The sequence below is a fragment of the Kibdelosporangium aridum genome (assembly GCF_900176515.1).
Lineage (GTDB): Bacteria > Actinomycetota > Actinomycetes > Mycobacteriales > Pseudonocardiaceae > Kibdelosporangium > Kibdelosporangium aridum.
The window spans coordinates 1270266-1296390 of record NZ_FWXV01000001.1; the positions used below are offsets into that span (position 1 = coordinate 1270266).

The following is a 26125-nucleotide window of genomic DNA, read 5'->3' on the forward strand; positions in this document are numbered from 1 at the left end:
ACACTTCCTCAAAGGGCACTGTTGTCCCGACGATCTTGTCTGGCGGCATCTGCCGTTGTACGACTGGAACCCGACCATATTCTCTGGGGGACCGGTGGGCGACGAGCGGGTACAAGCGCAGGACCAGACACCTGCGGCCCCCGCATCGCCCGCCGTCGCCAGGGACACAGTGCCCACGCTGTTCACCCCGCAGGGCGCGGCCGCGCCGATGACTCCGGCGTCCTTGCTTGGCTTGCAACAACTCGGCGGAAACCAAGCGGTGAACGCCCTGTTGAATCCGGACGTGGCTCGCTGGCAGTCCGCGGCGGGGCAAGCGATTGACACCATCCCAGCGCCCGATCCACGACCGTTGTGCGAGGCGCCGAGGGAACTCTCGTCCCAGGCTCGGACGCTGGTTTCCCAGCGGCGCTCGGAAACCAGTGATCCGGCGACCGAGGCAAGGGCGGTGGCCGACAGCGGAACGCCCGTTCGGTCACCCGCCCCGGCACCTGTCGCGGTGACCCAGGCGCCGCCGCAACCGCCTGCCCCGCAAGCGGAGCAGATCGGTGACGTGCTGGCCAAGGTCAAGCAAGACGTGCCCCGCTACGCCCGCGAATTCGCGGACGCCGCGATAGCCAGGCTCGACCCAGGCGGCCGGGTCGCGGCTCTGGCGGCGATGCGGGACGAGGTCGCCGAACCCGAGGAAGGCGGGCTGAACACCGAGATCGACGGTGTGGCCGCGGCCGCGGGCGTGACGGCCGAACAGCTGGCTGCGAAGGTCGATCAACTCGCCGCTGACGCGAACGCTCAGGCCGATACCGCGATCATCGACCTCGACGCGCAGGCGAGCGTGGCGGCCGACCAGGTGTGTGCCCGCGGAGACCAGGACATCCAGGCCACCGAGCAGGCTTCGATGAGCTTCGCCGACATGATCGGCGGCGTTCTGGACACGTGGCGCAACCTGCGCAACGCCCAGACCCGCGACACCATCAGCTCCGACTTGCAGCTGCTGGCCCGGGTCAAAGAACAGGCCGCGGCGGGCAACCGGGCCGCGCTGGCCGAACAGATGGCCAGTCTGTCCGCGCAGCAGCGCGCGCTGGTGATCCAGTTCCTGCAGTCCGGCGGCCAGGATCCGATCGCGGCTGTCGCGGCGAACGTGGTCAACGGGCTGCGTGAACGGCGGGTACCGGACATCTCGGCGACTTTGGAGCGCCGTGCGATCGCGGAGTTCGGCTGGGAGGACCTGAACGCGCTCGGTGCGAGCCAGTCGCCGGGCTTCGACGCGGGCGTGCTCATCCGGGACGTCCGCGGCGCGGTGAAAGGCGCCGGAACCGACGAGGACCGTCTCTTCACGGCGTTGACCGGACGCACCCCGATCCAGATCGCGGCTATGCGGAAGGCTTACGCCGCAACATATGACGGCCGCGACATGGACGAGGACATCGCCGACGACCTGAGCGATGAAAACCTCGAACGGGCACAGGCGCTGATGACCGGCGACCCGGTGGCCGGTGCCATCGCGACGCTGAACGACGCGATGGCCGGTGCGGGCACCAGCGAAGCCACGATCATGCAGACCCTGCGCAACCGCACACCCGCCGAACGCGAAGCGATCGTGCGCGGGTACCGCGAACGCTACGGCGTCGATCTGGCTTCGGAGCTGTCGGGAGAGTTGGGAGACAACGAACTCGCCCAAGCCAACGCGTTGCTCAGCGGTGACACCGCGGCGGCGGACGCTGCCGCGCTGCGCGAGGCGATGGACGGCGTCGGCACCGACGAAGGCGCGATTCACGGCGTGTACTCGCAGATCCAGGCCGAGGTGGAAGCCGAGGCAGCGGCGAAAGGCATGACGACTGAGCAGATCGCCGCCGAGGTCAGGCGCCGGACCGAGGCGGTGCGTTCGGCGTACGGTTCCGGGTTCGACGCGGACATCGAGGACGAGCTCTCCGGCGGGGAACTGCGGCTGGCGCAGGCCGAACACGCGTACGACCTGACCGGTATGGACGCGGCCAAGATCCAGATCGAGCACGAGTCGTTCTACACCGACGACGACGCCGTGAACGCCGTGCTGCGTAACCAATACGGCCGTGCACGGCGTGATGTGATGCGCGATCTGGAAGTGTCCTTCATGGCCGATCCGGCCAACCAGCTGTTGTCCCCGGCGCAACGCCAGGAACGGCTCGAGGCACTGCGTGCGCAGGCCCAGTCCACAGTGGAACAACAGGCCGCGCAGAACATGCGTGACCTGGAAGCCCGATACGACGCCAACAACCCGATGTGGGGCCCGGGTGCCTTCCGCGCGGTGATCGCCTTCGAGACGTCCGGCTACTCCCAGGACGAGGCCAACGATCTGATCCGCCAGGGCGGCCATCTCACCGACGCGCAGGAGTTGCACTACGCGGTCGCCGGCGGCGGCACCAACGAAGCGACGATCCGGCAGACGCTGCGCGGCAAGTCACGCGAGGAGGTCGAGGCGCTCAAGGCCCAGTACCGCGCGCTGACCGGTCAGGACCTCGTCGAGGATCTCGAAGGTGACCTGTCCGGCCGCGACTGGGCGGACACGTCGGCGTTGCTGAACGGCACGAAGACGCCTGCCGAGCAGATGGCCTACCTGAACGCGCGGCGGGACTGGGAAGTCAACGAAGGCACCGGTGTGCTCTCGGAGATGTTCGAGGACGAGGAAGAGGACGTCCTCAACGCGACAACCGACGAAGCCCGCCGCGCGTACGACGAATACCAGCGCCTGGTCGCCTCAGGCGCGTCCCAGGCCGAGATCGACGCCGCCCAGCAGCGGATGGAACGCTGGTTCGGCTACGGCGACAAGGACATTGAGGAACACCGCGCCGCCGTGGACAGCATCACCGACAAGATGGCCACGGCGGCCGCAGTCGCCGCAGGTGTCGCTGTCACCGTGCTCACCGCTGGTGCCGCTGGCCCGGCAGTTGCCGCCGCGGCGGCCTACTTCGGTACCAGCGCAACGGTTGTAGCCGCTGTGGCAGGCGCGGTCGCGGCGACAGCGGCCAGCGTCACCGTCAAGTGGGGCGGTAAGGGCGCAGCCTATGGCGCAGAAGACTTGGCCGTCGACATGGCACAGGGTGTCGTGGACGGTCTTGTTGCCGCGGCGACGGCTGGTATGGGTGGGAAGGCGCTGGACGCCTTGTTGAAGTACCCAGCGTTCGCGTCGCTGATCGGTGCCGCCAAGACCGGGGCGTTGGGCACCATCGCGTTGAAGAGCGTTGAGGGCGGGATCGAAGGCGCGATCGGTGGCCTGCCGTCCGGGATGGCCGGCGCGATCCTCAGCGAAAGCACCTGGAAGAGCGGCGACCCGCTCGGGACCATCTTGCGTGCGGGCGGTACCGGTGCGGCCGTGGGCTTCGGCACTGGAGCTGTCGTCGGCGGCGTCGCGGAGGCGTGGAACCAGCGCGGCGTCATCGACATGCCTGACCAGACCGTCATGCAGCCGGCCGATCCGAAGAACCGCGCCGACGCCGAGACGATGTACCGCAACTCGATCGCCGAGGATCCACTGCGCGAGGCGGCGATCTACCGCAACACCGAGACCGGCGAGTACATCGTGATCCAGGGCGACAGTTCGACGGTACAGGTGGCGCCGGGCGAGGGACCCGCGCCCGCCGGGAACCACCAGCGGTGGAAGGAAATCCTCGACGGCCAGGACCTCGGTGCGTGGGAACTGATGGCGCACAGCCACCCCAGCAACCCGGACACCAACGTGGTCGATCCGGTGAACATGTGGCCAAGCGGCGGCAACGGCGACATGGGCGTGCTCTACGGCGAGGCGTTCCGGGCCAACGGCCCGAGGTCGTCGGAGATCCACTACATGACCCCGAACGGCCCGGAGCACACCTCGTTCGGCGTCGATCCGGGCAACCCGGAGCCGTTCTGGGTGGAAGTGCCTGCCGGTGACGGAATCCGGATCGAGCACCGGTTCAAGACCATGGAGGAATATCACAACTGGATGGCCGGGATGGGTGCCCCACAAGGGGATGTGCCCGGTCACTTCCCGTCGACGCCGCAGGCGGCCGGTCGTCCGGAGGCAGTACCGAACGAGGACAACTCGGTGACGGTCAAGGCCACGGGCGAGATCGAGAACGCCATTCCGCGTGACGACGCGCCGGGCTACGAGAACTACACCGAGCCTGGCTCGAAAGTCGGGTTGCCGGACTACCAGCGTGCGCACATGTGGGGTCCGGGCTTCGGTGACGAACTGGCCGACGGCATCATGATGGCGCACCGCGACGTGAACCTGAAACTGCAGAACAGCGGTGTGGAGAACGCGATCCGTGAGTTGCACAAGGTCGCGCAGGCCCAAGGCGGTCGCGTGGTGGTGTCAGTGGAGGTGACCAGCCATCCACGGGTCGCGGGCGAGCCGATCCTGCTGGCCGAAGCGCACTACAAAGTGAGTCTGCAGGCGCCGGACGGCACCATCCGTGCCGCGTTCGAGGTGGACATCGGCCCGATCGGCCGTCCGGGTACGAGGTCGTCGACGTCGCCGCCGATCAGCGTCACTCCGCGGGATCTGGCACTGGAAAACGCCGATTTGGCCGACGTACTCGCCGATATCACCGGTCGCTGACCGGTGCCCACGGGGCACCGTCTGCGTGGCCGTGGCCGGGTCTTGCGCCCGCGCACGATGTCATTCGCGGAGATCACTGGACCTTGAACTCCAGCGCCATCCGCCCGTCAGTGACCGCGGCCGAGGCCTGCAGCACGAGTCCGCATTCGGCTGCCAGCTCGGCCAGCTCTTCGACCGTCCTTTCGCGACCGTTGAAGCACATCAGCATGAACAGGTCGATCCCGGTGTTCGAACCGTGCCCTCGTACCGGCTCGATCACCACCACGGTGCCATTCGGTGCGGCGGCCTTATGGCACTCGGCCAGGATCTTGCGGCAGTGGTCGTCGTCCCAGTCGTGCAGGATGTCCGACAGGATGTAGGCGTCGGCCCCCACGGGCAGGGGATCGAAGAAGCTGCCGGGAATGGCACTGGCTCGATCACTGAGGCCTGCCGCCGCGAACCGCTCGGCCGCCGCCTGGGCCGACGGAGGCAGGTCCACGACTCGTCCGCGAACGCCGGGATGGGCCTGCAGGATCATGGTGAGCAGATTGCCGTCACCGCCGCCCACGTCCACGATGTCGGGGAACCGGCTCCAGTCGAAGTCTTCGGCTATCTGTGGGGCGTGCTTCTGGAATCGCCACTGCATCTGCGCGTCGAACGAGCGCCGCAGTTTCTCCTCGGCGTCGATATCCGTCCAGAAGTCCTGGCCGTATCGGTGGACGTAAGCCGACGCGCCGGTGGTGATCGTCTCCAGCAGATCGACGAAGGCGAGGTCGGCGCGACCGCCCGCACTGTTGATGTCGAGCAGCCGCTTGAACCCTTCCGGTGCGTCCTTGTGCATCTGGGCACCGAGCTTCGTCGGGCGGTATTGGTCGTCTTCGACGTCGAAGACACCGATCGCGACGAGGTGATCAAGCAGGCGTTGCAGGCCCAGCACGGACGCACCGCTCTTGGCTGCGAGTTGCTCGGTCGTCGCTCCCTCGGTTCCGGCGTGTTCGACCAGGTTGAGGGTGGCAGCGACTCGGATGGCCATCGGAGTGGCCAAATCGGCCATGGCGAGAATGGGCAGATCCATTGGGCCGACGCTATCGATGTCCACCAGACCACTGGAAACGAATTACCGCAGCCGCTATCGTGATCCGGGTCACTGGGGGTGATGTCGATCGTGGAACCGAGCAGACGGACGTTTCTTTCATGGTTGTCGAAAAGCGGCTTGGTGCTGGCCGCCGCGGGCACGACTGTCGTGGGGCGGACTGCTGAAGCCGATCAGCAAGATGTTCTCGTCTTCACCAACGCGACATTGATCGACGGGACCGGAACGGGCCCGCAGCCAGGCACGACAATCGTTGTGGCCGGCAAACGGATCATCGCCGTGGGGCGGCACGGAATCGCGCCACCGGCTGGAGTCCGCGTGGTGGATCTGCGGGGCAAGTATGTCCTACCTGGACTGTGGGACATGCACACGCACACCATGGATCTGGAGCAACTCCTGCTCCCGCTGTACATCGCCAACGGCGTCACGTCGGTGCGTGAGATGTGGGGCACCGCGTACGTACGCCAGGTGCACCAACGAATCGCTTCGGGACAGGTGCTCGGTCCACGGATGGTCGTGGCGAGCAATGTCGTCGACGGACCGCACTCGATGCTGGTCAACCTGTGGGGCAAGGTCAGCCCCGAGCAGGTGCGGACGAAGGACGAAGCCAAGGCCGCGGTACGCAAGGCGAAACGCGACGGCGCCGACTTCGTCAAGGTGTACTCCCACCTTGACGACGACACGTTGTCCGCGATCGCCGACGAGGCGCGACGGCTGCGCCTGCCGATCGCGGGCCACGTACCGGACAAGCTTTCGGTTGTCCGGGGCAGCGACTTGGGCATGCGTACTCAGGAGCACCTGTACGCGCTGTACGTGGACGTATCCAGCGCCCGCGACGAGATCCGGACCATCATCCAGAACACGCCCGTAGACCCGAATGATCCCTTCGGTTACTTCTTCGCGATGCGCGCGCTCGAGCGGCAGGCGATCAAGTCCTACGACCCGGGTCGCGCGGCTGAGGTGTTCGCTGCCTTGGCACGCAATCGAACCGCGCTGACCCCGACGCTGGTTGTGCTGAAGCTCTTCACGTTCCCGCCTGAGCTCGTCCGCAAGCCGGAACTTGAGAAGTACGTGCCGAAGTGGGTGGTAGAGCAGCGTTGGGCCCTGCAGTCGGTACCACCGGATCAGCAAGAGGCGAATCGCGCGTTCTACGAAGCGTCCGTGCGCCTGGTGCGTGACGCTGCCGAGGCGGGCGTGACCATGGTCGCCGGGACCGACGGCGGTTTCCTGGCGCCGTACATCCTCGCGGGGTTCTGCCTGCACGACGAGCTGGAGCTGATGGTGCGCATCGGGTTCAGCCCCATGCAGGCCATCCAGTCCGCGACCCGGGACGCCGCCCGCACAGTCGGCCTGGGGCACGTCAGCGGAACGGTTTCGCCAGGGAAGTTCGCCGACTTGCTGGTCGTGGACGGCAACCCGCTCGCCGACATCCGCAATACCCAACGGATTCACGCGGTTGTCGCGAATGGACGGCTGATCGACCGTGCCGAGCGGGAACGCATGCTCGCCAAGGTCGAAGAGGATGCCAAACGGATCCCGCCGCCCCCGACCGCGCTGCGCGCCGCACCATGCTGCGGGCCATCGGCGCTGAGGTACTGAAAGGCATGGCGTCCAGCTCCCGGCGGAGCTGGACGCCATGCCGATGACCGCTAGTGCGCGATGATCGGTTTGTCTTCGTCTTCGCTATGGTCGATGCGGTTCGGCAGCATCAAGGCGATGATGACCGTCAGCAGGGCGAGGACGGCCGCGACCAAGAAGGCCAGTCGCATCCCGCTCAACTGCGCGGCCGCGGGGGCGACGCCCTCGGACACGAGGTCTCCGGCGCGCGCCGACAGCACGGTCACCACGAGCGCGGTCCCGAACGCCGCGGCCACCTGCTGCAACGTTCCGAGCATCGAGCTGCCGTGCGAGTACAGGTGCCGCGGCAGCGCACCCATGCCCAGCGTGAAGGCGGGCGTGAACGTCGCCGCCAGCGACACCATCAGCAGTGTGTGCAGGCCCAGGATCTGCCAGTACGGCATCGTCGTCGACACCTGGGTGAGCCCGGCGAGGCCGATCACCGTGCCAATTGAGCCGGGCAGCACCAGCACGCGGCTGCCGAACCGGTCGAACACCTTGCCAACGGTCGGTCCCAGCAGCCCCATGGCCAGACCGCCCGGCATCACCAGCAAGCCGGTCTGCAGCGGGCTGAGGCTGCGCAGGTTCTGCAGGTAGAGCGGCAACAGGATCATCGAACCGAGCAGCGCGAGGAACCCGAGGGACAGCAGCGCCAGCGAGAGCCCGTACGCACGGTGCCGCAGGACACGCAGGTCCATCAACGGCCCATCCTTGCGCTGCAGCCTGAGCTGGCGGACCACGAACAGCCCGATCGTCGCGCAGCCGGCGACAACGATGCCGATACCGAGCCCGATGTGGCCCGCGCCCTCACCGAACAGGCTCAGGCCGTACACCAGACCGCCGAAGCCGAGCGCCGCGACGACGACACTGAGCCAGTCGATGGAGCTGATCTCGGGCTCGCCGATGTTCTCCATCTTGCGCAGCCCGAACACCGTCACCAGCGCGGCGATCGGCAGAACCACCAGGAACAGCAGCCGCCACGACCCGACCTGCAGGATCAAGCCGGACACTGTCGGCCCGAGCGCGGGCGCCACCGATATCGCCAGGGTGACGTTGCCCATCACGCGGCCACGATCCTGCTCGGGCACTACGACCATCAATGTGGTCATCAGCAGAGGCATCATCACGGCCGTACCGGAGGCCTGCACGATGCGGCCGACCAGCAGCACCCCGAACGACGGCGCGACGGCTGACAACAGGGTTCCCGCGAGGAACACGCCCATCGCGATCGCGTAGGCCTGACGCGTGGTCACTCGCTGCAGGAACCAGCCGGTCATCGGGATCACCGCGGCCATGGTCAGCATGAACGCGGTGGACACCCACTGCGCCAGCTGCTCGGTGACCTGCAACGACTCCATCAGGCGCGGGATGGCGTTGATCATGATGGTCTCGTTGAGGATCACCACGAATGTGGCAAGGACCAACAATCGCACCACGGCTGGCGTGCGGCCCGCCGATACGGCCGGTCGTTCCTGGGTCGCACTTGGCATGGATTGCTCCTCGCTGGGTCCGGCTTGGGTGATGTCACCGATACAGACCGGCACGCCTGGCGGAACTCATCGGCATTATCGAGTCTTCCGCATCACGGCATCGATCTCATCCGAATTACCCAATCCGGTTCACTGTTTCGCGGAGAACGAAACGCGCAGGTCGGAGCGGTTGACGATGATCGCAGCCGGGACGAGGGCGAGCGCGCCTGCGATCTGGATCACGATCATCCACGGCGGGAGAGCACCGGGGATGCTGTCAATGGCCACGATCGCGATCGGGACGACCACGCAGATGATGCGCACGCGAACGTAAGCCCATCGTGTGCCCTTAGCGGCGACGACAGTCAGCCAGTAGGCGACCACCGCGCTCGCGAACATCCCGCCTGTGCGGCCCCACATGAACGACGTGACCTCGCCGCCTTCGACCGAAAGGACGACCACCACGACGAGGCCTACAACGCTGAGCGCGCCGTAAGCGGCAACGAACTTCTTCACCTTGCTGAAGGCTTGTCGGATTTCCATGGCTCCTTCTTTCCTTGTGTGGAATCGAAACTAGGAAGCGCACGGATGGCTCGGTATGCGTCTGGACGCACTGTGGGGTGGGGCTAGACCTACTTCCGCGCCGATCTGGCCCGATTCGGCTGGCGCGCGGTGCACAGTGGACCCATGAGATGGGTGACGAGCGCGTGTGTGGGCTTCGTGCGAGCGTGTGTCGCTTTTGCCGTTGTCATGCTGGTTCCGGCCGTATGGGCGGCGGCCGTGGCGCTGTGGATCTGGTGGGGCGCCAACCCGTGGTCATGGATAGCGCCGGTCATTTGGGCTGGTATCGCCACTTTTGCCCTGTCCCGCCCGGTGTGCCGGATGATCCGCGCTCTCGTTACACAGTGGACAAACACCGTCATTCCCGGCGGATACCGGCAAACCGGGCCGGTGACACGGATGTCGACGGGTTATTGGTGGAACGGTTTCTCATATTCGCGCAGCAGCAAGGACGCCCGCCAGGAACTGCGGTGGCGGACCTGGCGGAGTGACCCCGCGACGTGGCGTGACCTGCGGTTCACGGTGATCGCGCCGTTCACCATCGGGGTGGTCGTGGCCATTCCGCTGGCTGCGGTCGTGGCAGCTGTTTTCTGGTTTCCAGGTTTTGTGGTCGTGACCGTCGCCAGCGCTCCCTACGCCTGGCGGTGTGTCGCACCGGTTGCCGTACGTTTGTTGCGTCCGTCACCGGCTATGCGGGTGGATGAGTTGACAGCCCAGCGCGCCGACACCACCATCGCGCAGGCCGCCGAGATCCGCCGGATCGAGCGGGACCTGCACGACGGAGCACAGGCCCGGCTCGTCGCACTGGGACTCTCCCTGGCGACCGCGGAAAAGCTGATGGAAACCGACCCTGCCCAGGCCAAGGCACTGCTGCAGGACGCACGGGTTGGTGCAGCTACATCACTGACCGAATTGCGCGACCTGGTCAAGGGAATCAGTCCACCCGTGCTGACCGAACGAGGGCTCGTCGATGCCGTCCGCGCCTTTGCCTTGGACAGTCCGCTGGAAACCACCGTCAGCGCCCACGGTGACGTGCGCCTGGACCCGCCGATCGAGTCCGCCGTGTACTTCGGCGTCGTCGAATTGCTCACCAACGCGGTCAAACACGCTCACGCGACCCGTGCGCGGATCACCATTGCCCGTGACGACACCGGCCTCGTCGTCGAGGTCGCAGACAACGGCCAGGGCGGAGCCATTGTGCGCGCCGATGGGGGACTCGCCGGATTGCGCCGTCGCCTCGCAGCGTTCGACGGAACGTGTGAGATCACCAGCCCTGCTGGCGGTCCGACGCGTGCCACAATGGTGGTGCCATGCGAGTCGTTGTAGCCGAAGACCTATACCTCCTGCGTGACGGCATGGTTCGCCTCATCGAGGCATACGGACACGAGGTCGTGGCAACGGCGACCACCGGCGCGGAGACGCTCGACGCGATGCTGAAGTGGCGGCCGGATGTGTCCATCGTCGACGTCCGGATGCCACCGACCCAGTCGGACGAAGGCCTGCGCGCGGCTCTCGCGGCCCGTCGCGAACTGCCTGGACTGCCGGTCCTGATCCTGTCCCAGCACGTCGAGCAGTTGTATGCCCGTGAACTACTGGCCGGCGGGGCCAGCGGCATCGGCTACTTCCTGAAGGAGAGCGTGTTCGCCGCCGATCAGTTCATGGATGCCTTGGAACGCGTCGCCCAAGGCGGGACGGCGATGGACCCGGTCGTCATCACCAAACTGTTCGCCAACGGAACCACGAACCGCCGACTCGAAGGGCTGACCGACCGCGAACGGTCAGTGCTGAGCCTGATGGCCGAAGGACTGTCCAATCAGGCCATCGGCCAACGGCTTTTCCTGAGCGAGAGCGCCATCAGCAAGTACACAACGGCCTTGTTCGGCAAACTCGGCATCACCGATGACGATCACGTCAACCGCCGCGTCCTGGCCGTTCTTACGTACCTGAACAAGCCTTGACGGGTGAACGTTCGACTTGTACCGAGGCGCCACGGAGCCGCTCTCCGCACTCGCTACACCGCAACCTTGGGTGGAAGGTGCGGCCACAGCCCGCGTGGGTGAGTCGTAGGGCAGGGCCTTCCGGTGCGTGGAACCAGCGGTGTCCCCAGTCGATCACGGTTGCCACCACTGGGAAGAACGCCCGGCCCTTTTCGGTCAGGCGGTACACGACCCAGTTCGGTCGTTGCGGGTTCGGCGAAGCGACGAGTACGCCGATATCGCAGAACGTTCGCAGCCGGTCGGCGACGATCGTGGGTGGCGCGCCCATCCGTTGCTCGAACTCGCCGAAGCGGGTAGCTCCAAGGAAAGCCGCGCCGAGCAACGCCATTGACCAGCGGTTGCCGATCAGCGCCATGGTCTGGGTGACCAGTTCGGTCGGTCTGCTGCCTGAATGCGCCCGGCGGCGGGTGACTCCGGTGGGGATGCTGCGTTCCCAGCCGCCGCTCGGTCCGAACTTGCCCCGCACGTCCCGGGCTGCCACGACCGAGTCGCACGCCTCGCAGGCCAGCAGCGGGCTGAAGATGTTGCCGCACTTGCCGTGCCGCATCTCGGGCAGGTTCGCTTCCGGGTCGTTGACCCACTTCTGCTCCCATGCCCACATCGACAGCAGGATCGGCCACATCTGCCTGCCACGCTTGGTCAGGCGGTAGTGACCCGACTCCCGGTTCAGGACGTCTGCCTGCACCAGCCGCGTCAGGCGGGTCGTGAGCACCGCGGTGGAGATCGGGCCCGCGTTGAGCCACTCGTTGTACTGGGTCAGGCCGTCGGTCAGCGCCAGTTCCACTATCCACAGCGTCCACTCGTCACCGACGATCCCGTTGGTCACGGCGATCGCGTTGGGCCCGCCGGCTTCGAGTCGGGTGATCACTCTGTTAGTTGTAGCGCATCAACTCTGTTTGTTGTAGTAATGGAGGGTGAGCGGGGATCTGGAGATCGGCGGCCGGATCCCGGTCAACTCGAGCGGTGGCCTCATCGGCGGCAGCACCACGACGTGCGCCAGTTTCGTGGTCAAGGCGTAGGGGAGCAGGATGGACATCGAAATACTGGGCCGTGCACTGACAACCCTGCCGCCGGACGACGACCACCCGTATCGCACGGGGCCGTGGCGGCCTCAGCACGTTGAGCGTGCCGCGGTCGACCTGGAGGTGATCGGCGAGATCCCGGCCGACCTCGATGGTGTTTACCTGCGCAACACCGAGAACCCGGTGCACCCGGCGATGGAGATCTACCACCCGTTCGACGGTGACGGGATGGTGCACGCGGTCGGCTTCCGTGACGGGAAAGCCTTCTACCGCAACAGGTTCATCCGTACCGACGGGTTCGTCGCCGAACAGGAAGCCGGGCACGCGTTGTGGGCGGGCCTGGCCGAAGACCCCGGGCGTTCGCCGAGGCAGACGGGTTGGGGTGCACGCGGCCGGATGAAGGACGCATCCAGCACGGATGTCGTGCTGCACAACGGTGTCGCGCTGACCAGCTTCTACCAGTGCGGAGACCTGTACCGGCTCAGCCCGACCACGCTGGAGACCCTCGGCAAAGCCACCTGGAACGGCAAATTCCCCAGCGACGTAGGCGTTTCCGCGCACCCGAAGTACGACGAGCGCACCGGCGAGCTGATGTTCTTCAACTACAGCACCGAGGCGCCGTACATGCACTACGGCGTGGTGGACGGGAATGACAACCTCGTCACGTACATCGACGTGCCGTTGCCTGGACCTCGGTTGCCGCACGACATGGCTTTCACCGAGAACTACGCGATCCTCAACGACCTCCCGCTGTTCTGGGCGCCGGAAGCGCTGGCGAAAGGCAAGTACGCGTCGCGGTTCTACCCGGACATCCCGACTCGGCTGGCGGTGATCCCGCGGCACGGCACGACCGCGGACATCAAGTGGTTCGAGGCCGACCCGACTTACGTGCTGCACTGGACCAACGCCTACGAGGAAGGCGACGAGATCGTCCTCGAAGGCTTCTTCCAGACCAACCCCGTGCCTCCGTCCGGCGGTGGCACGCTCTACCAGCGCATGTTCCGTTTCCTGGACAGCAACCAGCTCGGCACGCACCTGCACCGCTGGCGTCTCAACCTGACCACCGGGCTGTCCAAGGAAGAGCGGCTGACCGACGTCACCAGCGAGTTCGGCATGATCAACCAGCAGTACGCCGGCAGGCGACACCGCTACAGCTATGCCGCGACGTCGCCTGCCGGCTGGTTCCTGTTCGATGGCCTGGTCAAACACGACTCGCTGACCGGTTCGGCCGAACGCTACGAGTTCGGCGAAGGCGTGTTCGGCAGCGAGACCGCGATGGCGCCCCGGATCGGTTCGACGGCCGAGGATGACGGCTATCTCGTCACCATCACCTCGGACATGAACCGCGACCTCTCCGAATGCCTGATCTTCCATGCGAACGACGTCAGCGCGGGCCCGGTTGCCCGGATCCAGCTGCCTGAGCGGGTCAGCAGCGGCACGCACTCCACGTGGGCACCGGGTTGCCTGATCTCGGGCTGGGACGATCCCACTACGGCACTGGGCTTGTAGCGCGTACGGATATCCAACGCAGGGCAACGGTGCCGAGCGCGATGTGCAGAAGACTGGCCGCCGCGGCGATCACGTGCAGGCCGGTGACGAAGGCCGTCTTGGCTTCCTCGACCAGCACGGGCGCGAGATCGGGAAGCTGGAGCGTTCCGTCGAGGGTGGGTGCCAGGTCCGGTCCGGAGAGCCGGAACACCAGGGCTGCAAGAGAACCGAGAAGCGCGATGCCCAGTGCGTTGCCGATTTCGTTGCTGGTCTCCGCGATTGCCCCAGCAGAGCCAGCACGCTCGACCGGCACAGCTCCGACAGCGGTGTCGGCGACAACCGCGAAGGAGATGCCGTAGCCGACGCCTGCGATGGCCGTTGACGCGATGTACCAGCCGATCCCACCTGTGATCGTGGTGGCGAGCAACAACGACAGACCGGCCGCGATGGAGAAGTGACAGACGACGAGCGCAGTTCGTTTGCCGATGCGGTCGACCACGACCGGCGTGACGATGCAGGTGATCGTGAGCACCGCGGCACCAGGCAGCGCGAGCAGCGCCGCGGACAGTACCGACAAACCAAGGACGGACTGAAGGTAGATCCCCGAGAGGAACGCGGTCGCCGACCACGCCGCCAACGGCACCAGTCCGGTGATGATCGCGACCGTGAAAACGCGGTCACGGAAGAGCGAGAACTCCATCAACGGATGCTCCAGGCGCTTCTGCCGTCGCGCGAACCACACCAGCAGCACCACGCCCGCGATGCCCACGGCAGCGGGGCCGAGCGTCAGCCCCTCGGTGGCGGCGTGTTTCAGTGCGTAGATCCCGAGCAGCAGGCCCGCGGCGGACAGCACGACACTGGTGACGTCGACTCGACCTGGCCGAGTCGCGCGCACCTCACGCAGCAAGACCGGCGCGAACACCAGGAACACGCCGATGACCGGCAGGTTGATCAGAAAGACCGAGCCCCACCAGAACTTCTCCAGCAGGACGCCACCGACGACCGGACCGATGGCGAACCCCGCGGCGAACGCGGCAGCGAAGATGCCGATGGCCTGCGCCCGTCGCCGCGGATCGGCGAACAGTTCGCTCAATACCGCCAACGCCGACGGCAGCAGCGTCGCGCCGGCGACTCCCATCAGCGCACGCGCGGCGATGAGGAACTCCGCGCTCGGCGCGAAGGCTGCTGCGACCGAGCCGATGCCGAACACGGTCGCGCCGATCGTCAGCAGCTTCAGCCGACCGTACCGGTCGCCGATGGTGCCGAACGCGATCAGCAGGGAACCGACCGCGAAGCCGTAGCTGTCCAAGATCCACAGGGCCTGGTCGGCGGTCGGCGTGAGGGCCTGGCTGATCCGGGGCATCGCCAGGAACAGGATCGACCCGTCCATCGAGACCAGCAGGACCGGACCGAGCAGGACCACGAGGCCAAGCCAGGCCCGCAAACCAGGGGAGTGCTGTTGAGACATGCCTTGGACAGTCCGGCAGGACGCGCCCGCCAACCATCCCCGCGCCGTGGGTACACCCAGCAGGTACACCCACCCGCGTACCCGGGCGACATAGGCTCGAAGTCGTGGAGAGCCTTGGTGCGTTCCTGAAGAATCGCCGTGATCGAGTCACCCCAGCCGACATCGGACTACGCACGTACGGGACCGCCCGCCGGGTGCCCGGACTGCGCCGGGAAGAGCTCGCCCACCTCGCAGGCGTGAGTGCGGGCTACTACACACGCCTGGAGCAGGGGCAGTCCGAGACCGCCTCCAAACAGGTCCTCGACGCCCTCGCACGGGTGCTGCGCCTCGATCCAGTCGAGACCGTCCACTTGCACAACCTCGCACGGCAACCCGCGAATCCAGGGCTTTCCGAACCACCACAAGAACACCCGCACCCGCGCGTCCTCGCGCTGCTGGAATCCCTCGGCGACCGGACGCCTGCGATCGTGCTCGGCAGACGCGACGACGTGCTCGCGTGGAACCGTGCCGGACACGCGCTCAAAGCCGAGCACATCCCCTTTGACGCGCCACAGGATCCGACGCACCGGCCGTCGATCCCACGGATGTTCTTCCTCGATCCGCTCACCCGCGACCTGCACCGCAACTGGGACGAGGTCGCCCGCATCCACGTCGCCTTCCTCCGGCTCACCGCGGGCCGCTACCCCACGGACGCGCGCCTGGCCGAGCTGATCGGCGAGCTGACGATGCGCAGCGACGAGTTCGCGGCGATGTGGGCGACCGGTGACGTCGCCGACTGCACGGTCGGGACCATGCGGCTGCAGCACCCGACCGTCGGCGCGGCGAACGTCGACTACCAGGTGTGGTTGCAGCCCGACAGCCCCGACCATCGGCTGGAGATCTACACCCCGAACGACGCGAGCTCGGCGGACGCTCTGCGGCTGCTGACCCAGCAGTTCGCCGAATAGGGGCTCTCAACTGGGGGTTTGGCACCCTTCGGGGCCCCGGCTCAACCGCGGAGATGGGCGTATCAGAAAATCATCTGAGTGAGCGTGTCATTATGGGCGGTTGGTGAGCGCGGCTCCAGCCATGCACCCCCTGTGCCCCGAGGTCGCGTGATCCCGCCGCCGGTGCTCTGGACCGTCGTCGTGCTCGGCGTCATCGCCATCGGTTACTACCTGATCCAGGTCTTCGAGGAACCCGTAGTCCGGGCACATCAGATCGACCTTTTCGCCTACCGGGTCGCTGGGGAACGCGTCCTGGACGGCGTCTCGCTCTATGACACCCCGCTGATCGGCACCACCAAAGGTGTCTTCGAGTTCGTCTACTCGCCGTTCTCCGCCTTGGCGTTCATCCCGGTCGTCGCCCTGTCGGGCACTTGGTTCACCGTGATCGGCAGCCTGATCAACTTCGCGATCATGGCCGGTGTGGTGTGGCTGGCCTTCAGCTGGCTGGGTTACGTGCGCGACGCCCGGCTCGCGGTGGTCAGCGTGGCCGTCGCCGGCGTGCTGTTGTGGTGCGAGCCGATCCGCCAGACGGTGATCTTCGGCCAGGTCAACCTGGTGCTGCTCGCGCTCGTGCTGGTGGATCTGGCGTTGCCGGACCGCGTGCGCTGGAAGGGCGCGCTGATCGGGATCGCCGCGGGAATCAAGCTCATCCCCGCGTTTTTCGTGCTGTACCTGCTGGTCACCAAACGGTTCCGGGCGGCTGCGGTGGCTGGGGCCGCGTTCGTCGGGACCGTGGTGCTGGGGTTCCTGTTCTTGCCGAAGGACTCGTGGCAGTTCTGGACCGGCGCCTTCCTCGACCCGGCACGGGTCGGTGTGCCGGACCACCCGGCCAACGAGACGTTGAAGGGCATGATCGCCCGGACCCTCGGCGTAGGCCCGGCGCAGCAGCTGCTGTGGGTCGCGGTCGCCGGGGCCGTCGCGGTGATCGGCCTCCTGCTCGCTCGCCGGCTGTCGCTCGGCGGCCGGGAACTGGCGGCTGTGCTGGTGTGCGGCCTGGTGTCGACTGCGGTGTCGCCGTTCAGCTGGCCGCACCACTGGGTGTGGCTGGGCTTGCTGCTGGTGTACCTGCTGCACCTGTCGTTGCGGCGCGGCGCCGTGTTCGACCGGTTCGCGCTGGCGGTGACCTGGGTGGCCAGCATGGGCGGTGTGCTCCCGCTTCTCGGCGCGCCCGTGCCCACGGTGATGGACTTCCCGTCGTGGCGCCATCTTGGCGTCATCTATCACAACGTTTACGTATGGCTGGTGGTCGCGATCTTCGTCGTGGTCCTGCTGCGTATCCGCAGGGAGAACGCCCGGCTGGCCGAGCTGGAGTCAGCGCTGCGGTAAGCTTGGATAATCGCTCGAGGAGGCCGTCCACCAGGGCGGCCTCTTTTGTTTTGCCTCCTGTGGCGCCACACGGTTGACATGGCGCCACTATGGCGTCATAGTTGGCGCATGGACCTCACGCCATACGTCGAGAGCCTTCGCCAGGAGCTGCTGGCGGCTGCCGAGCCGGGCGAGGCAACGGCGCTGGCGCAGCGTCTGGCCGCCTCGGTCGTGTCCGCGACCCGCTTGACCATGTTGGATGTCCTGACGGCGGCCATGGACGAGGTCACCAGGGAGATGGCGCCGGGTTCGGTCGAGGTCAGGCTCCGCGGGCGTGAACCGGTCTTCGTGGTCACCCCGCCGGAGGTCGACGAGGGACCGGACGAAGAGCCGGTCGTCGAGCATCAGGTTCCGCTCACCGGCATGGACGGCGCGGTGTCGCGGATCAACTTCCGGCCGCCGGAGCAACTCAAGCAACGCATTGAGGCGGCGGCCAACCAAGAAGGGCTGTCGACCAACGCCTGGCTGGTCCGTGTGGTCAGCGCGGCACTCGCCGGTGACCAGCGGAAGCGACGCGGGCGCAAGGACGGGCACTTCACCGGCTGGGTCGGCTGAGCCGCCCGCCGCCACACACGAACATGGGGAGATTTGTCATGCCCACATTCGCCACGCCTGAGCCGATCACGGCCAGGTTGACCACCGGTGGTGCCCAGGTGCGGATCGCCGCGAGCGAGCGGTCGGACACGGTGGTGCTGGTCGAGCCGGTCAATGCGGCGAGCAAGACGGACGCGAAGGTGGTCGAGAAGACGAAGGTCGAATTTTCCGCCGGTGCGCTGTCGGTCGAGACGGTCAAAGCGGGGGACCAGGCCGGGTCGGTCGCCATCACGATCGAACTGCCGGTCGGTTCCAAACTGGTGCTGAACACGGCGTGGACGGACGTGCACAGTGATGGCCTGCTCGGCGACTGTGAACTGCACATGGCATCGGGGCGAGTGGAGCTTGACCGGATCGCCGCGCTGCGCGGGAACCTCGCGGCCGGTTCGGTCGAGGTCGGGCACATCGCGGGGACCGTCGACATCGAGGGCGGCGCGGCTTCGGTGCGGATCGGTGAGGTCGAGGGTGTCGTGCGGTACCAAGGATCGAGCGGAGAGGTCTGGGTCGGGCATGCCTTGTCCGACGTGGATCTCAGTGGCTCCGGCGGCAGGTTCGACATCGACTGTGCTGAGAGCAGTGTCGTCGCCAGGGGGAGCGACTGTCCTATCCGGGTCGGCCAGATGACGCGTGGCCAGGCGGAGTTGTTGAACGCCTCCGGCGGCATCGAGGTCGGCATCAGCGAGGGCACCGTTGCCTGGGTGGACGCCAAGAGCACGAAAGGTGCGGTGCGCAGCGCTCTTCCGTCGCAGGACAACGCCGATGGGTTCGACAACAAGGTCAAGATCTACGCCCGTACCCGGCTCGACGACATCGTCATCCATCGCGCCACTCACTAGAACGTGTATACGCATACCTATATGCTGTGATCTGTGAACCGCAATTCGCACGTGAAGACGGTGATCGCCATGGCGGCGATCATCACCGCAGGGTGCACCGCCCAAGACGGGGCAGTCGCCCCGTCGCAACCTCCGGCTGTCACTGGTGTGTCAACGCCGTCCCCGCAGCAGCCGCGGGCAGGCATGGTGCTGATACCGCAGGGCTCATACCCGCTGGGGCGTAATGACGGTCCGGCCGAGGAACGGCCCGCGCATCAGGTCACCATCAAGCCGTATTACATCGACGCCTATCCCGTGACGACCCAGCAGTTCGTCGACTGGGCCAACGGTCAGACGCTGATCAACGCACGTGGCGGGGATCGTCAACGCTGGGACGGGCCACTGCATCCGGCGGAAAGCGACGCGGTTCGTGACCAAAGTGGACGTGAGATCTTCACGACCGACGACAGTGACGACGATTCCCACATCGTCCGGCGAGATGGCCGATTCGCCGTCGAAGACGGCTTCGCGGACCACCCCGTGAACGAGGTCTACTGGTGGGGCGCGCACCTCTACTGCCAGGCACGTGGGGCGCGCCTGCTCACCGAAGCGGAATGGGAAGCCGCGGCCCGGGGCGCTGAGGGCCGCACGTATCCCTGGGGCAACGACGAACCGGACGCATCACGCGCCCAGTTCGGCAAACGCTACGGAGAAACCAGTCCAGTGACAGCCCATCCCCGTGGCACCACACCGCAAGGCGTCTACGACCTCGCCGGAAACCTTTACGAGTGGACCAGTTCTCTCGACCGCCCTTACCCGTATGTCGCCGACGATGGGCGCGAGGACGCTCAATCGCGCGACCTTCGCATCACCCGCGGCGGCGCCCACGACGAGCGCGCGGTGAACATGCGCTCGACCGACCGTGACGGATACTCACGCGACCCGTTCGCCGGACACCACCACATCGGCTTCCGCTGCGGCGCCGACGGCTGACCCTGTCCCAAGTGGAGCCTCGGCGAACCGATCAGGAATCGAGAAGCCAGCCTGTGTCCGCCGCGGCTAGCGTTGGGACATGACACCGCATGAGAAGAAGTCCGGCAAGCGGGTCGAACCAGCGGACGGTGGCTGGACCGACGCGGAAAAAGCCGCGATGAAGGAGCGTGCCGCGGAGGTCAGAAAGGCCGCAAGCCGGGGGAGTGGCAAACAAAAGGCGGCCGCCGACGCTCAGGACGTGCTCGATGTGATCGCCACGATGTCGCAACCGGATCGCGAGATCGCGGAACGCATCCACGCCATCGTCACCACCGAAGCCCCGCATCTGGCGCCGCGGCTGTGGTACGGGATGCCCGCCTACGCGCTGAAGGGGAAGGTGTTGTGCTTCTACCTGAGTGCGGAGAAGGAAAAGGAACGCTACGGCACTCTGGGGTTCAACGCTGTGGCAACCCTCGACGACGGCACGATGTGGCCGACATCCTTTGCCTTGACGGCCATGACCGACCAGCACGCGGCGTTGATCACCAAGCTGATCAAGAAGGCAGCCGCACGTCCATAGTGGACTAAATGCCGTCGATCGGCGGTACCTCGGCGGCGTCATGCAAGGCGGTTCGTGCGGCCGAGATCGCCGGATGGTCGCGTGTGCCCCGGCGGTAGGCAAGATGTGTTCTGCGCCGGATAGGCAACGGAGTCAGCACAACAGCAGCATGCGGCGCGACAACACCCAGATCGGGAACGAAAGCGACGCCTTGGCCGGCCGCCACCAACGCGAGCACGGTGCCGAAGTCGTCGGCGTGGTGGCGGATGTGCGGTGTGAACCCCTCGGCCTCACAGGCCCTGATCGTCATGGCGTGGCAGAGAGTGCCTGGCGTGCCAGCGATCCAGGGGGCGTCGCGTCGGACTGCCAACGGTTCGGCCGACAGTGCGGCGAGGTGGACGGTCTCTTCCAGCAACGGCTCCGTCTGCAGCGCCGGATCTTCGGCGGCCGGCACGTAGTCGTATTCCTGGATCAGAGCGATGTCCAGGCTTTCGTCGCGCAGCGCATCGGGCACGGACACCGGATCCAGTTCCGTGACGGTCAGGTCCAGCCCCGGATGGTCGGTGCTCAGCGCGACGAGGGCCGGCGTGAGGATCGTGGGTATCGCGGTGGGGAAGACGCCGATACGCAGGGTGCCGGTGAGCGCTGTCGTGGTCGCTGCCAGTTCGGCGGCTGCTTCGTGCAGCGTCGCGAGGACTTCCTCGGTGCGCTCGACGAGCCGGTGGGCCGCCGGGGTCAGCGTCACGCGTCGACCAGTGCGTTCCAGCAGCGGTACGCCGGTCTCGCGTTCCAGGGCGGTGAGCTGTTGGGACACCGCCGATGGGGTGAAGGTGAGCGCTTCGGCGACTGCCGCGATCGTCCCGCGCCGGGACAGTTCCCGCAGGAGGCGGAGCTTGCGTACGTCGAGCATAAGTACACCTTATGCTCCACGACAGAAACGCGAACTGGACCTGAACAGCTGGGCGCGCGATGGTCGAGTCATGTTCACGGGTCTCTTCGTTCCGCTTGTCACACCGTTCACTGCGTCCGACGAACTCGCTGCCGACGCGTTGGAGGCGCTCGCTCACAACGTGATCGATGAGGGCGCGGCCGGAATCGTCGCGTTGGGCACGACTGGCGAACCCGCGACCCTGGCACCCGAGGAACGCCGCAAGGTCGTCGACATCTGTGCCGACGTATGCGTGCAACGCGGCGCGCAGTTGATCATCGGCGCCGGGTCGAACTCGACAGCTGGTTCGCTCGATGTGTTCGCCGATCTCGATCCCCGAGCCACCGCCACACTGACCGTCGTTCCCTACTACACCCGCCCATCCGAGGACGGCGTGGTCGAGCACTTCCGTCGCCTCGCGGCCGCCAGCCCGGTGCCGTTGCTCGTCTACAACGTCCCAGCCCGCACAGGCAGGGCATTGGCGGCCGACACCCTCGTCCGCCTTGCCGAAATACCGAACGTCGCCGGGTTCAAGCACGCTGTCGGCGGCATTGACGACGCCACGGTGGCGTTCATGAGCAGCGTGCCGGACGACGTCGCGGTTCTCTCCGGCGACGACCTCTACGCCGGCCCACTGGTCGCACTCGGTGCCACCGGCGCGATCCTGGCCTGCGGCAATGTCGCAACGCGGGCCTATGTCGAGCTGATCGCCGCGTGGCGGGACGGTCCCACCGACCACGCGCGCCACCTGCACAATCGGCTCGTGCCACTGGCCCGCGCCCTGTTCGCCGAGCCGAACCCCGCCGTGATCAAAGCCGTTCTGGCGGCCCACGGCCGGATCCCCACCCCTGACGTCCGCCTTCCGCTGCTCGCCGCGAGCGCGGCAGCCACATCGGCCGCTCTCGAATCGTGCTGATGGCCTGGGCTTACAGGATTGCTACAGCGTGGATACAGAGCGTGTCGTAACACTGGGGTTACATCGCTGAAGCAACGTGTGGCCGATCCGGCCGCGACTGGGGACTCGAAGGCGAGGGTGGTCCTTGCGCTGGGGCATGGAACCGACACAGTGGTGGGGGGACAGCGGCACCGGGGTGGGTGAGCTGTTCGGCATTTCCGCAGAGAGGAGTGGTGTTCCGGGGGCCCAACTGGCCGTGCACACCGACGGTGGGACCGTCTCGGTGCCGTACGGGCTGGTTGAGCACACGGGGGGTGACAAGGTCGGGCCGGGGACGATGTTCCCCCTTGGCTCGGCCACGAAGAGTTTCACCGCCACGGTTGCCATGCAACTGGTGGCGGACGGGGACGTCGAGCTGGACGTGCCCATGGCCGATCACATGCCGGAGCTCGCGCGGGCCCGTTCGCGCGCGCTCAGGGAGATCACGCTGAGGCAGGCGTTGAGCCACACAGGTGGCCTGGTGTCCGACTACGAGGCCACCGACGTCGTCTCGCTGAGGGGTTACGTCCGTGCGCTGCTGGACCGGCCGGACGTCTGGGTGCCGGGCAGCGGCTTTTCCTACTCCAACACGGGATATGTCCTCGTCGGATCCCTGATCGAGGAGCTGACCGGACTGTCGTGGTGGGAGGCCGTCGAGTCGTTCGTGGTCGAACCGCTGGGCCTTCGGGTCGCCCGGCTCGACGCATCCGGGATGGCAGTTCCGCACGTGCTGACCAACCCGGTGGATGTCGATCTGCCCGCAGGCTGGGAACCTGCCGGTGGACTCGCGGCGACGGCCGAGAGCTTGGTCGAGTTCGTCCTCGCTCATCTGGATGGCCGTGTCCTGCCGGACGAGTACGCCCGGCTCATGCGGGAACCTGTTGCGGCGAAGCCGTTCGGCATCGCCGACGGGTGGGGACTCGGCTGGGCGACGCATGGTTCGTGGTTCGGGCACGACGGCACGCTCGCGGGCACGAGCTGTTCGATCCGGGCGCACGCCGAGAGCCGGACTGTGGTCGCGTTGGTCACCAACGGTTCCACGGGCTTGGATCTGTGGACCGAGCTCGCTGGGGCTTGGGGGATCGGCAGTTACGCGCCGCCCTCGGTCGACGAGTGTCCAGTCGACGCGTCCGAACTGCTCGGCGAGTACTTCAACGACAGCACGTGCTTCACGGTCCGCGAACAGTCGGACGGTCTCGAACTCACCGATGGGACGGGGTTCACCGCCGCGTTCGCGGTGGGCGATGACGACTTGTTCAAGCTCGTGGACTCGGCTGGAACCGGGTTCGCGCACGTCGGGAGGTTCCTTCGGGACGATGCCGGCCGGGTCGCCGCGCTGCAGTTCAGTGGGCGGATCGCCCGGCGGGTGAGGTCATGACGAGGATCCACTTCACTTTCGACGACATCGCACGGACTCATCCGGTCGAATCACTGACACCGCGTGCGGAAGCGGTGTTCGCGCTCAACGCCTTGGCCGACGAGCGGAACATGGCACTCGCGCCCTGGCGCAGGGAAGCCGTGCGGCGGCTTGGCGACATGAACCGTGACATCGCGCGTGTGTTCCGCGTGCTGCGGCCGGTCCCGGACTTGTTGTGGCTGCTGGACGGCTCCGTCGAGGACGATCACCGGCCAGTCGGTTTCGGGTTGACCAGACGGCACATGGTCGAGCTGGTCGACGCGTTCGCCGAGATCGCGGTGGTGCCGTGCTGGACGGCGATCCGCGGTCATCTCAAGGCTGTCGAGCGGACGCAGCACCAGGATGTCCACGGATTGCTGAGCACGTTGCACCCACAAGTCCGCTTGCAGGACACCGTTCTGCACATCATGGACGGTGACAGGGCCGACATCCGGCTGGGGCGCAACGGATTGGCGATCGCACGCTCGGCGTTCCTGTCGTCGAGACCGGCTGTGGTGGTCGATGCCGAACGGCCCAAACTGATCGTGTCCGCTGTGCCGCCGATGTCCACGCAGTGGTGGCGTGCCGAGGACTTGTCCAGCACCGCGTTGAGCGCGTTGCTAGGCAAGACAAGAGCAACGTTGCTGAGACTGCTGCGCGACGCGTGCTCGACCGGTGAGCTGGCCAAACGCGCTGGGGTGTCGGCTGGGGCAGTCAGCCAGCACATCGGCGTGCTGCGCGACGCCGGCCTGATCACCACCGCGCGGGAACGCAACACCGTGCAGCACAGCCTGACCGTCCTCGGCGAGCAATTGGTGCTCGCCCGCGTCTGACGGTTTTTCCCGTTTTGTTCACTCCGAATACGCCCGGCCTTGCCCTAGCGAGGCCGGGTTTTCGGCTTTTTAGGCACGTCTAAATGTCTTTGACACGGCCAGGTGGCAATCCTATGGTCGAAGTAGCCAAAGGATTGACCACGGAGCTGGGGAGTCGGGCTGGTCACTCCTGTTTCTGCCGTACTCGATGAATTTCCCGTTACTGGAGTGAGTGCAGATGACTTCTACGATTGTCAATTCAGAACGCGCCGTCGCGAACATATTCAACTCGGCGGTCGCGGCCGCGGCGATCGGTGCCGCGTGGGAACTCGGGGTGCTCGACGAACTGCGGGACAACAAGAAGCTGGACGTGCAGAGCTTCGCGCTGCAGCACGACCTCGACGTCCGCTCGACACAGGGCCTGGTCACCGCGCTGGCCGTCGTCGACGTGGTCGAGCGGGCCAGGGACACCGTGGTGGCGGGGCCGCTGTTCGACGAGGCGTACCGGACGAAGTCGCTGTTCCACTGGCTCAGCCTCGGTTCGGGCGACCTGTTCTCGCGGATGCAGTACGTGCTGCGCAACGAGAACCGCACTGGAGACTTCTACCGCCGCGACTCCGCGGCGATCGCCTACGCCTGCCGCGACATCAACCGCCAGTACTTCGACCCGGCGTTCTGGGCCGCGATGGACGGCCTGGACTACACGTTCTCCTCGGTCGTGGACCTCGGCTGCGGCAGCGGCGAGCGGCTGATGCAGATCCTCGACCGCTACCCGGGCACCACCGGTATCGGCGTCGACCTGGCCGGTCCGGCGATCAAGGTGGCCGCGGCGGAGGCGGCCGGACGCGGCTTCGGCGACCGGCTTTCGTTCGCCGAGGGCGACGTGCGCCAGATCGGCTACCGCGACGAGTTCGCCGAGGTCGACCTGCTGACGTGCTTCATGATGGGGCACGACTTCTGGCCACGGGAGAACTGCGTCGCCACGCTGCGGCGGCTGCGTGAGGCCTTCCCGAAGGTCCGCCGGTTCCTGCTTGGCGACGCCACCAGGATCCTGCTGGACGGCGTGCGCTCCGAGCACGCGGTGAACGAGGACGACGTGCCCGTCTTCACGCTGGGCTTCGAACTCGGCCACGCGATGATGGACGTCTACCTGCCGACGATGGACGAATGGGACGGCGTATTCGCAGAAGGCGGATGGCGCTGTGTGAAAAAGCACCTCATCGAATCGCTGACGCTGTCCGTCGTCTTCGAACTGGAACACGCATGACGAATCCGTTCGACAACGAAGAAGGCAGCTATTTCGTGCTCTGCAATGACGAGAACCAGCATTCCTTGTGGCGGGATTTCGTCGACGTCCCGCACGGCTGGCAGATCGTGCACGGCTCGGCGAGCCGGGCATCCTGCCTCGATTACGTGAACGAGAACTGGACCGATCTGCGGCCGGCCAGTCTCGTCACCCGCATGGCCGACCGATAAAAGCCCGAGAAATCGTCCCGG

At 66.5% G+C, this 26125-nt stretch carries 22 protein-coding genes; 16 read left to right on the plus strand and 6 right to left on the minus strand.

The window, feature by feature from the left end; all coding sequences use genetic code 11:
• Window positions 1-94 precede the first annotated feature (94 nt).
• Window positions 95-4573 (plus strand): polymorphic toxin type 4 domain-containing protein, encoded by a 4479-nt coding sequence (locus B9C43_RS05390; protein ID WP_084424908.1) that lies wholly within the window; start codon window positions 95-97, stop codon window positions 4571-4573.
• A gap of 73 nt (window positions 4574-4646) precedes the next feature.
• Here B9C43_RS05390 and B9C43_RS05395 read toward each other — a convergent pair whose 3' ends face one another.
• Window positions 4647-5627 carry a methyltransferase gene (locus tag B9C43_RS05395; RefSeq protein ID WP_084424909.1) on the minus strand — a complete coding sequence of 327 codons (981 nt, stop codon included), beginning with the start codon at window positions 5625-5627 and terminating at the stop codon, window positions 4647-4649.
• A 123-nt stretch (window positions 5628-5750) separates the two neighbouring features.
• Between B9C43_RS05395 and B9C43_RS05400 the strand changes: the two genes are divergently transcribed.
• Window positions 5751-7244 carry an amidohydrolase family protein gene (locus tag B9C43_RS05400; protein ID WP_160096335.1) on the plus strand — a complete coding sequence of 498 codons (1494 nt, stop codon included), beginning with the start codon at window positions 5751-5753 and terminating at the stop codon, window positions 7242-7244.
• 50 nt (window positions 7245-7294) lie between these two features.
• Here the strand turns inward: B9C43_RS05400 and B9C43_RS05405 are convergent, their stop codons facing one another.
• Both B9C43_RS05405 and B9C43_RS05410 read right to left on the minus strand, forming a co-directional pair.
• The gene (locus tag B9C43_RS05405) at window positions 7295-8752 is read right to left on the minus strand and encodes an MDR family MFS transporter (protein ID WP_084425599.1); all 1458 of its coding nucleotides are present in this window, start codon (window positions 8750-8752) and stop codon (window positions 7295-7297) included.
• A 129-nt stretch (window positions 8753-8881) separates the two neighbouring features.
• Window positions 8882-9274 carry a hypothetical protein gene (locus B9C43_RS05410; protein WP_084424911.1) on the minus strand — a complete coding sequence of 131 codons (393 nt, stop codon included), beginning with the start codon at window positions 9272-9274 and terminating at the stop codon, window positions 8882-8884.
• A 144-nt stretch (window positions 9275-9418) separates the two neighbouring features.
• Here B9C43_RS05410 and B9C43_RS05415 point away from each other — a divergent pair, with 144 nt between their 5' ends.
• Entirely contained in the window at window positions 9419-10618 is a 1200-nt protein-coding gene (locus B9C43_RS05415) for a sensor histidine kinase (RefSeq protein ID WP_084424912.1), read from the plus strand.
• Window positions 10603-11250 carry a response regulator transcription factor gene (locus tag B9C43_RS05420; RefSeq protein ID WP_084424913.1) on the plus strand — a complete coding sequence of 216 codons (648 nt, stop codon included), beginning with the start codon at window positions 10603-10605 and terminating at the stop codon, window positions 11248-11250. The genes B9C43_RS05415 and B9C43_RS05420 overlap by 16 nt, the downstream gene beginning before the upstream one ends.
• Here B9C43_RS05420 and B9C43_RS05425 read toward each other — a convergent pair.
• The gene (locus B9C43_RS05425; RefSeq protein WP_084424914.1) at window positions 11228-12157 is read right to left on the minus strand and encodes a winged helix-turn-helix transcriptional regulator; all 930 of its coding nucleotides are present in this window, start codon (window positions 12155-12157) and stop codon (window positions 11228-11230) included. The genes B9C43_RS05420 and B9C43_RS05425 overlap by 23 nt on opposite strands.
• Before the next feature lie 160 nt (window positions 12158-12317).
• Between B9C43_RS05425 and B9C43_RS05430 the strand changes: the two genes are divergently transcribed.
• On the plus strand, window positions 12318-13820 hold the full coding sequence (locus B9C43_RS05430) for a carotenoid oxygenase family protein (RefSeq protein ID WP_084424915.1): 1503 nt from the start codon (window positions 12318-12320) through the stop codon (window positions 13818-13820).
• On the opposite strand, the gene B9C43_RS05435 is transcribed toward B9C43_RS05430, so the two are convergent.
• Window positions 13801-15267, minus strand: a complete 1467-nt coding sequence (locus B9C43_RS05435) for an MFS transporter (protein ID WP_084425600.1) — start codon at window positions 15265-15267, stop codon at window positions 13801-13803. The genes B9C43_RS05430 and B9C43_RS05435 overlap by 20 nt on opposite strands.
• A gap of 104 nt (window positions 15268-15371) precedes the next feature.
• On the opposite strand from B9C43_RS05435, the gene B9C43_RS05440 reads away from it, so the two are divergent.
• The 6 genes from B9C43_RS05440 to B9C43_RS05465 all read left to right on the plus strand — a co-directional run bounded on the left by B9C43_RS05440 (window position 15372) and on the right by B9C43_RS05465 (window position 20579).
• On the plus strand, window positions 15372-16214 hold the full coding sequence (locus tag B9C43_RS05440) for a helix-turn-helix domain-containing protein (protein WP_084424916.1): 843 nt from the start codon (window positions 15372-15374) through the stop codon (window positions 16212-16214).
• A gap of 147 nt (window positions 16215-16361) precedes the next feature.
• A complete protein-coding gene (locus B9C43_RS05445) occupies window positions 16362-17579 on the plus strand; it encodes a glycosyltransferase 87 family protein (RefSeq protein WP_160096337.1) in 1218 nt (405 codons plus the stop codon).
• A 108-nt stretch (window positions 17580-17687) separates the two neighbouring features.
• Window positions 17688-18173 (plus strand): hypothetical protein, encoded by a 486-nt coding sequence (locus B9C43_RS05450; protein WP_084424918.1) that lies wholly within the window; start codon window positions 17688-17690, stop codon window positions 18171-18173.
• 38 nt (window positions 18174-18211) lie between these two features.
• Window positions 18212-19048: a DUF4097 family beta strand repeat-containing protein gene (locus tag B9C43_RS05455; RefSeq protein ID WP_084424919.1), complete on the plus strand. Its 837-nt coding sequence runs from the start codon at window positions 18212-18214 to the stop codon at window positions 19046-19048.
• A gap of 33 nt (window positions 19049-19081) precedes the next feature.
• Window positions 19082-20020 (plus strand): formylglycine-generating enzyme family protein, encoded by a 939-nt coding sequence (locus tag B9C43_RS05460; RefSeq protein ID WP_084424920.1) that lies wholly within the window; start codon window positions 19082-19084, stop codon window positions 20018-20020.
• Window positions 20021-20099: 79 nt separating this feature from the next.
• Window positions 20100-20579 (plus strand): iron chaperone, encoded by a 480-nt coding sequence (locus B9C43_RS05465; protein WP_084424921.1) that lies wholly within the window; start codon window positions 20100-20102, stop codon window positions 20577-20579.
• 4 nt (window positions 20580-20583) lie between these two features.
• On the opposite strand, the gene B9C43_RS05470 is transcribed toward B9C43_RS05465, so the two are convergent.
• Window positions 20584-21468 carry a LysR family transcriptional regulator gene (locus tag B9C43_RS05470; protein WP_084424922.1) on the minus strand — a complete coding sequence of 295 codons (885 nt, stop codon included), beginning with the start codon at window positions 21466-21468 and terminating at the stop codon, window positions 20584-20586.
• Between the two features lie 70 nt (window positions 21469-21538).
• Here B9C43_RS05470 and dapA point away from each other — a divergent pair, with 70 nt between their 5' ends.
• The 5 genes from dapA (at window position 21539) to B9C43_RS05495 (ending at window position 26104) form a co-directional block, all read left to right on the plus strand.
• Window positions 21539-22402, plus strand: a complete 864-nt coding sequence (dapA, locus tag B9C43_RS05475; protein ID WP_084424923.1) for a 4-hydroxy-tetrahydrodipicolinate synthase — start codon at window positions 21539-21541, stop codon at window positions 22400-22402.
• A 136-nt stretch (window positions 22403-22538) separates the two neighbouring features.
• Window positions 22539-23798 carry a serine hydrolase domain-containing protein gene (locus tag B9C43_RS05480; protein ID WP_084424924.1) on the plus strand — a complete coding sequence of 420 codons (1260 nt, stop codon included), beginning with the start codon at window positions 22539-22541 and terminating at the stop codon, window positions 23796-23798.
• Window positions 23795-24649, plus strand: a complete 855-nt coding sequence (locus B9C43_RS05485) for an ArsR/SmtB family transcription factor (protein WP_084424925.1) — start codon at window positions 23795-23797, stop codon at window positions 24647-24649. Before B9C43_RS05480 ends, B9C43_RS05485 begins: the two co-directional genes overlap by 4 nt.
• Before the next feature lie 217 nt (window positions 24650-24866).
• Window positions 24867-25895, plus strand: a complete 1029-nt coding sequence (locus tag B9C43_RS05490; RefSeq protein ID WP_084424926.1) for a class I SAM-dependent methyltransferase — start codon at window positions 24867-24869, stop codon at window positions 25893-25895.
• Entirely contained in the window at window positions 25892-26104 is a 213-nt protein-coding gene (locus B9C43_RS05495; RefSeq protein ID WP_084424927.1) for an MbtH family protein, read from the plus strand. The genes B9C43_RS05490 and B9C43_RS05495 overlap by 4 nt, the downstream gene beginning before the upstream one ends.
• Window positions 26105-26125: the final 21 nt, after the last annotated feature.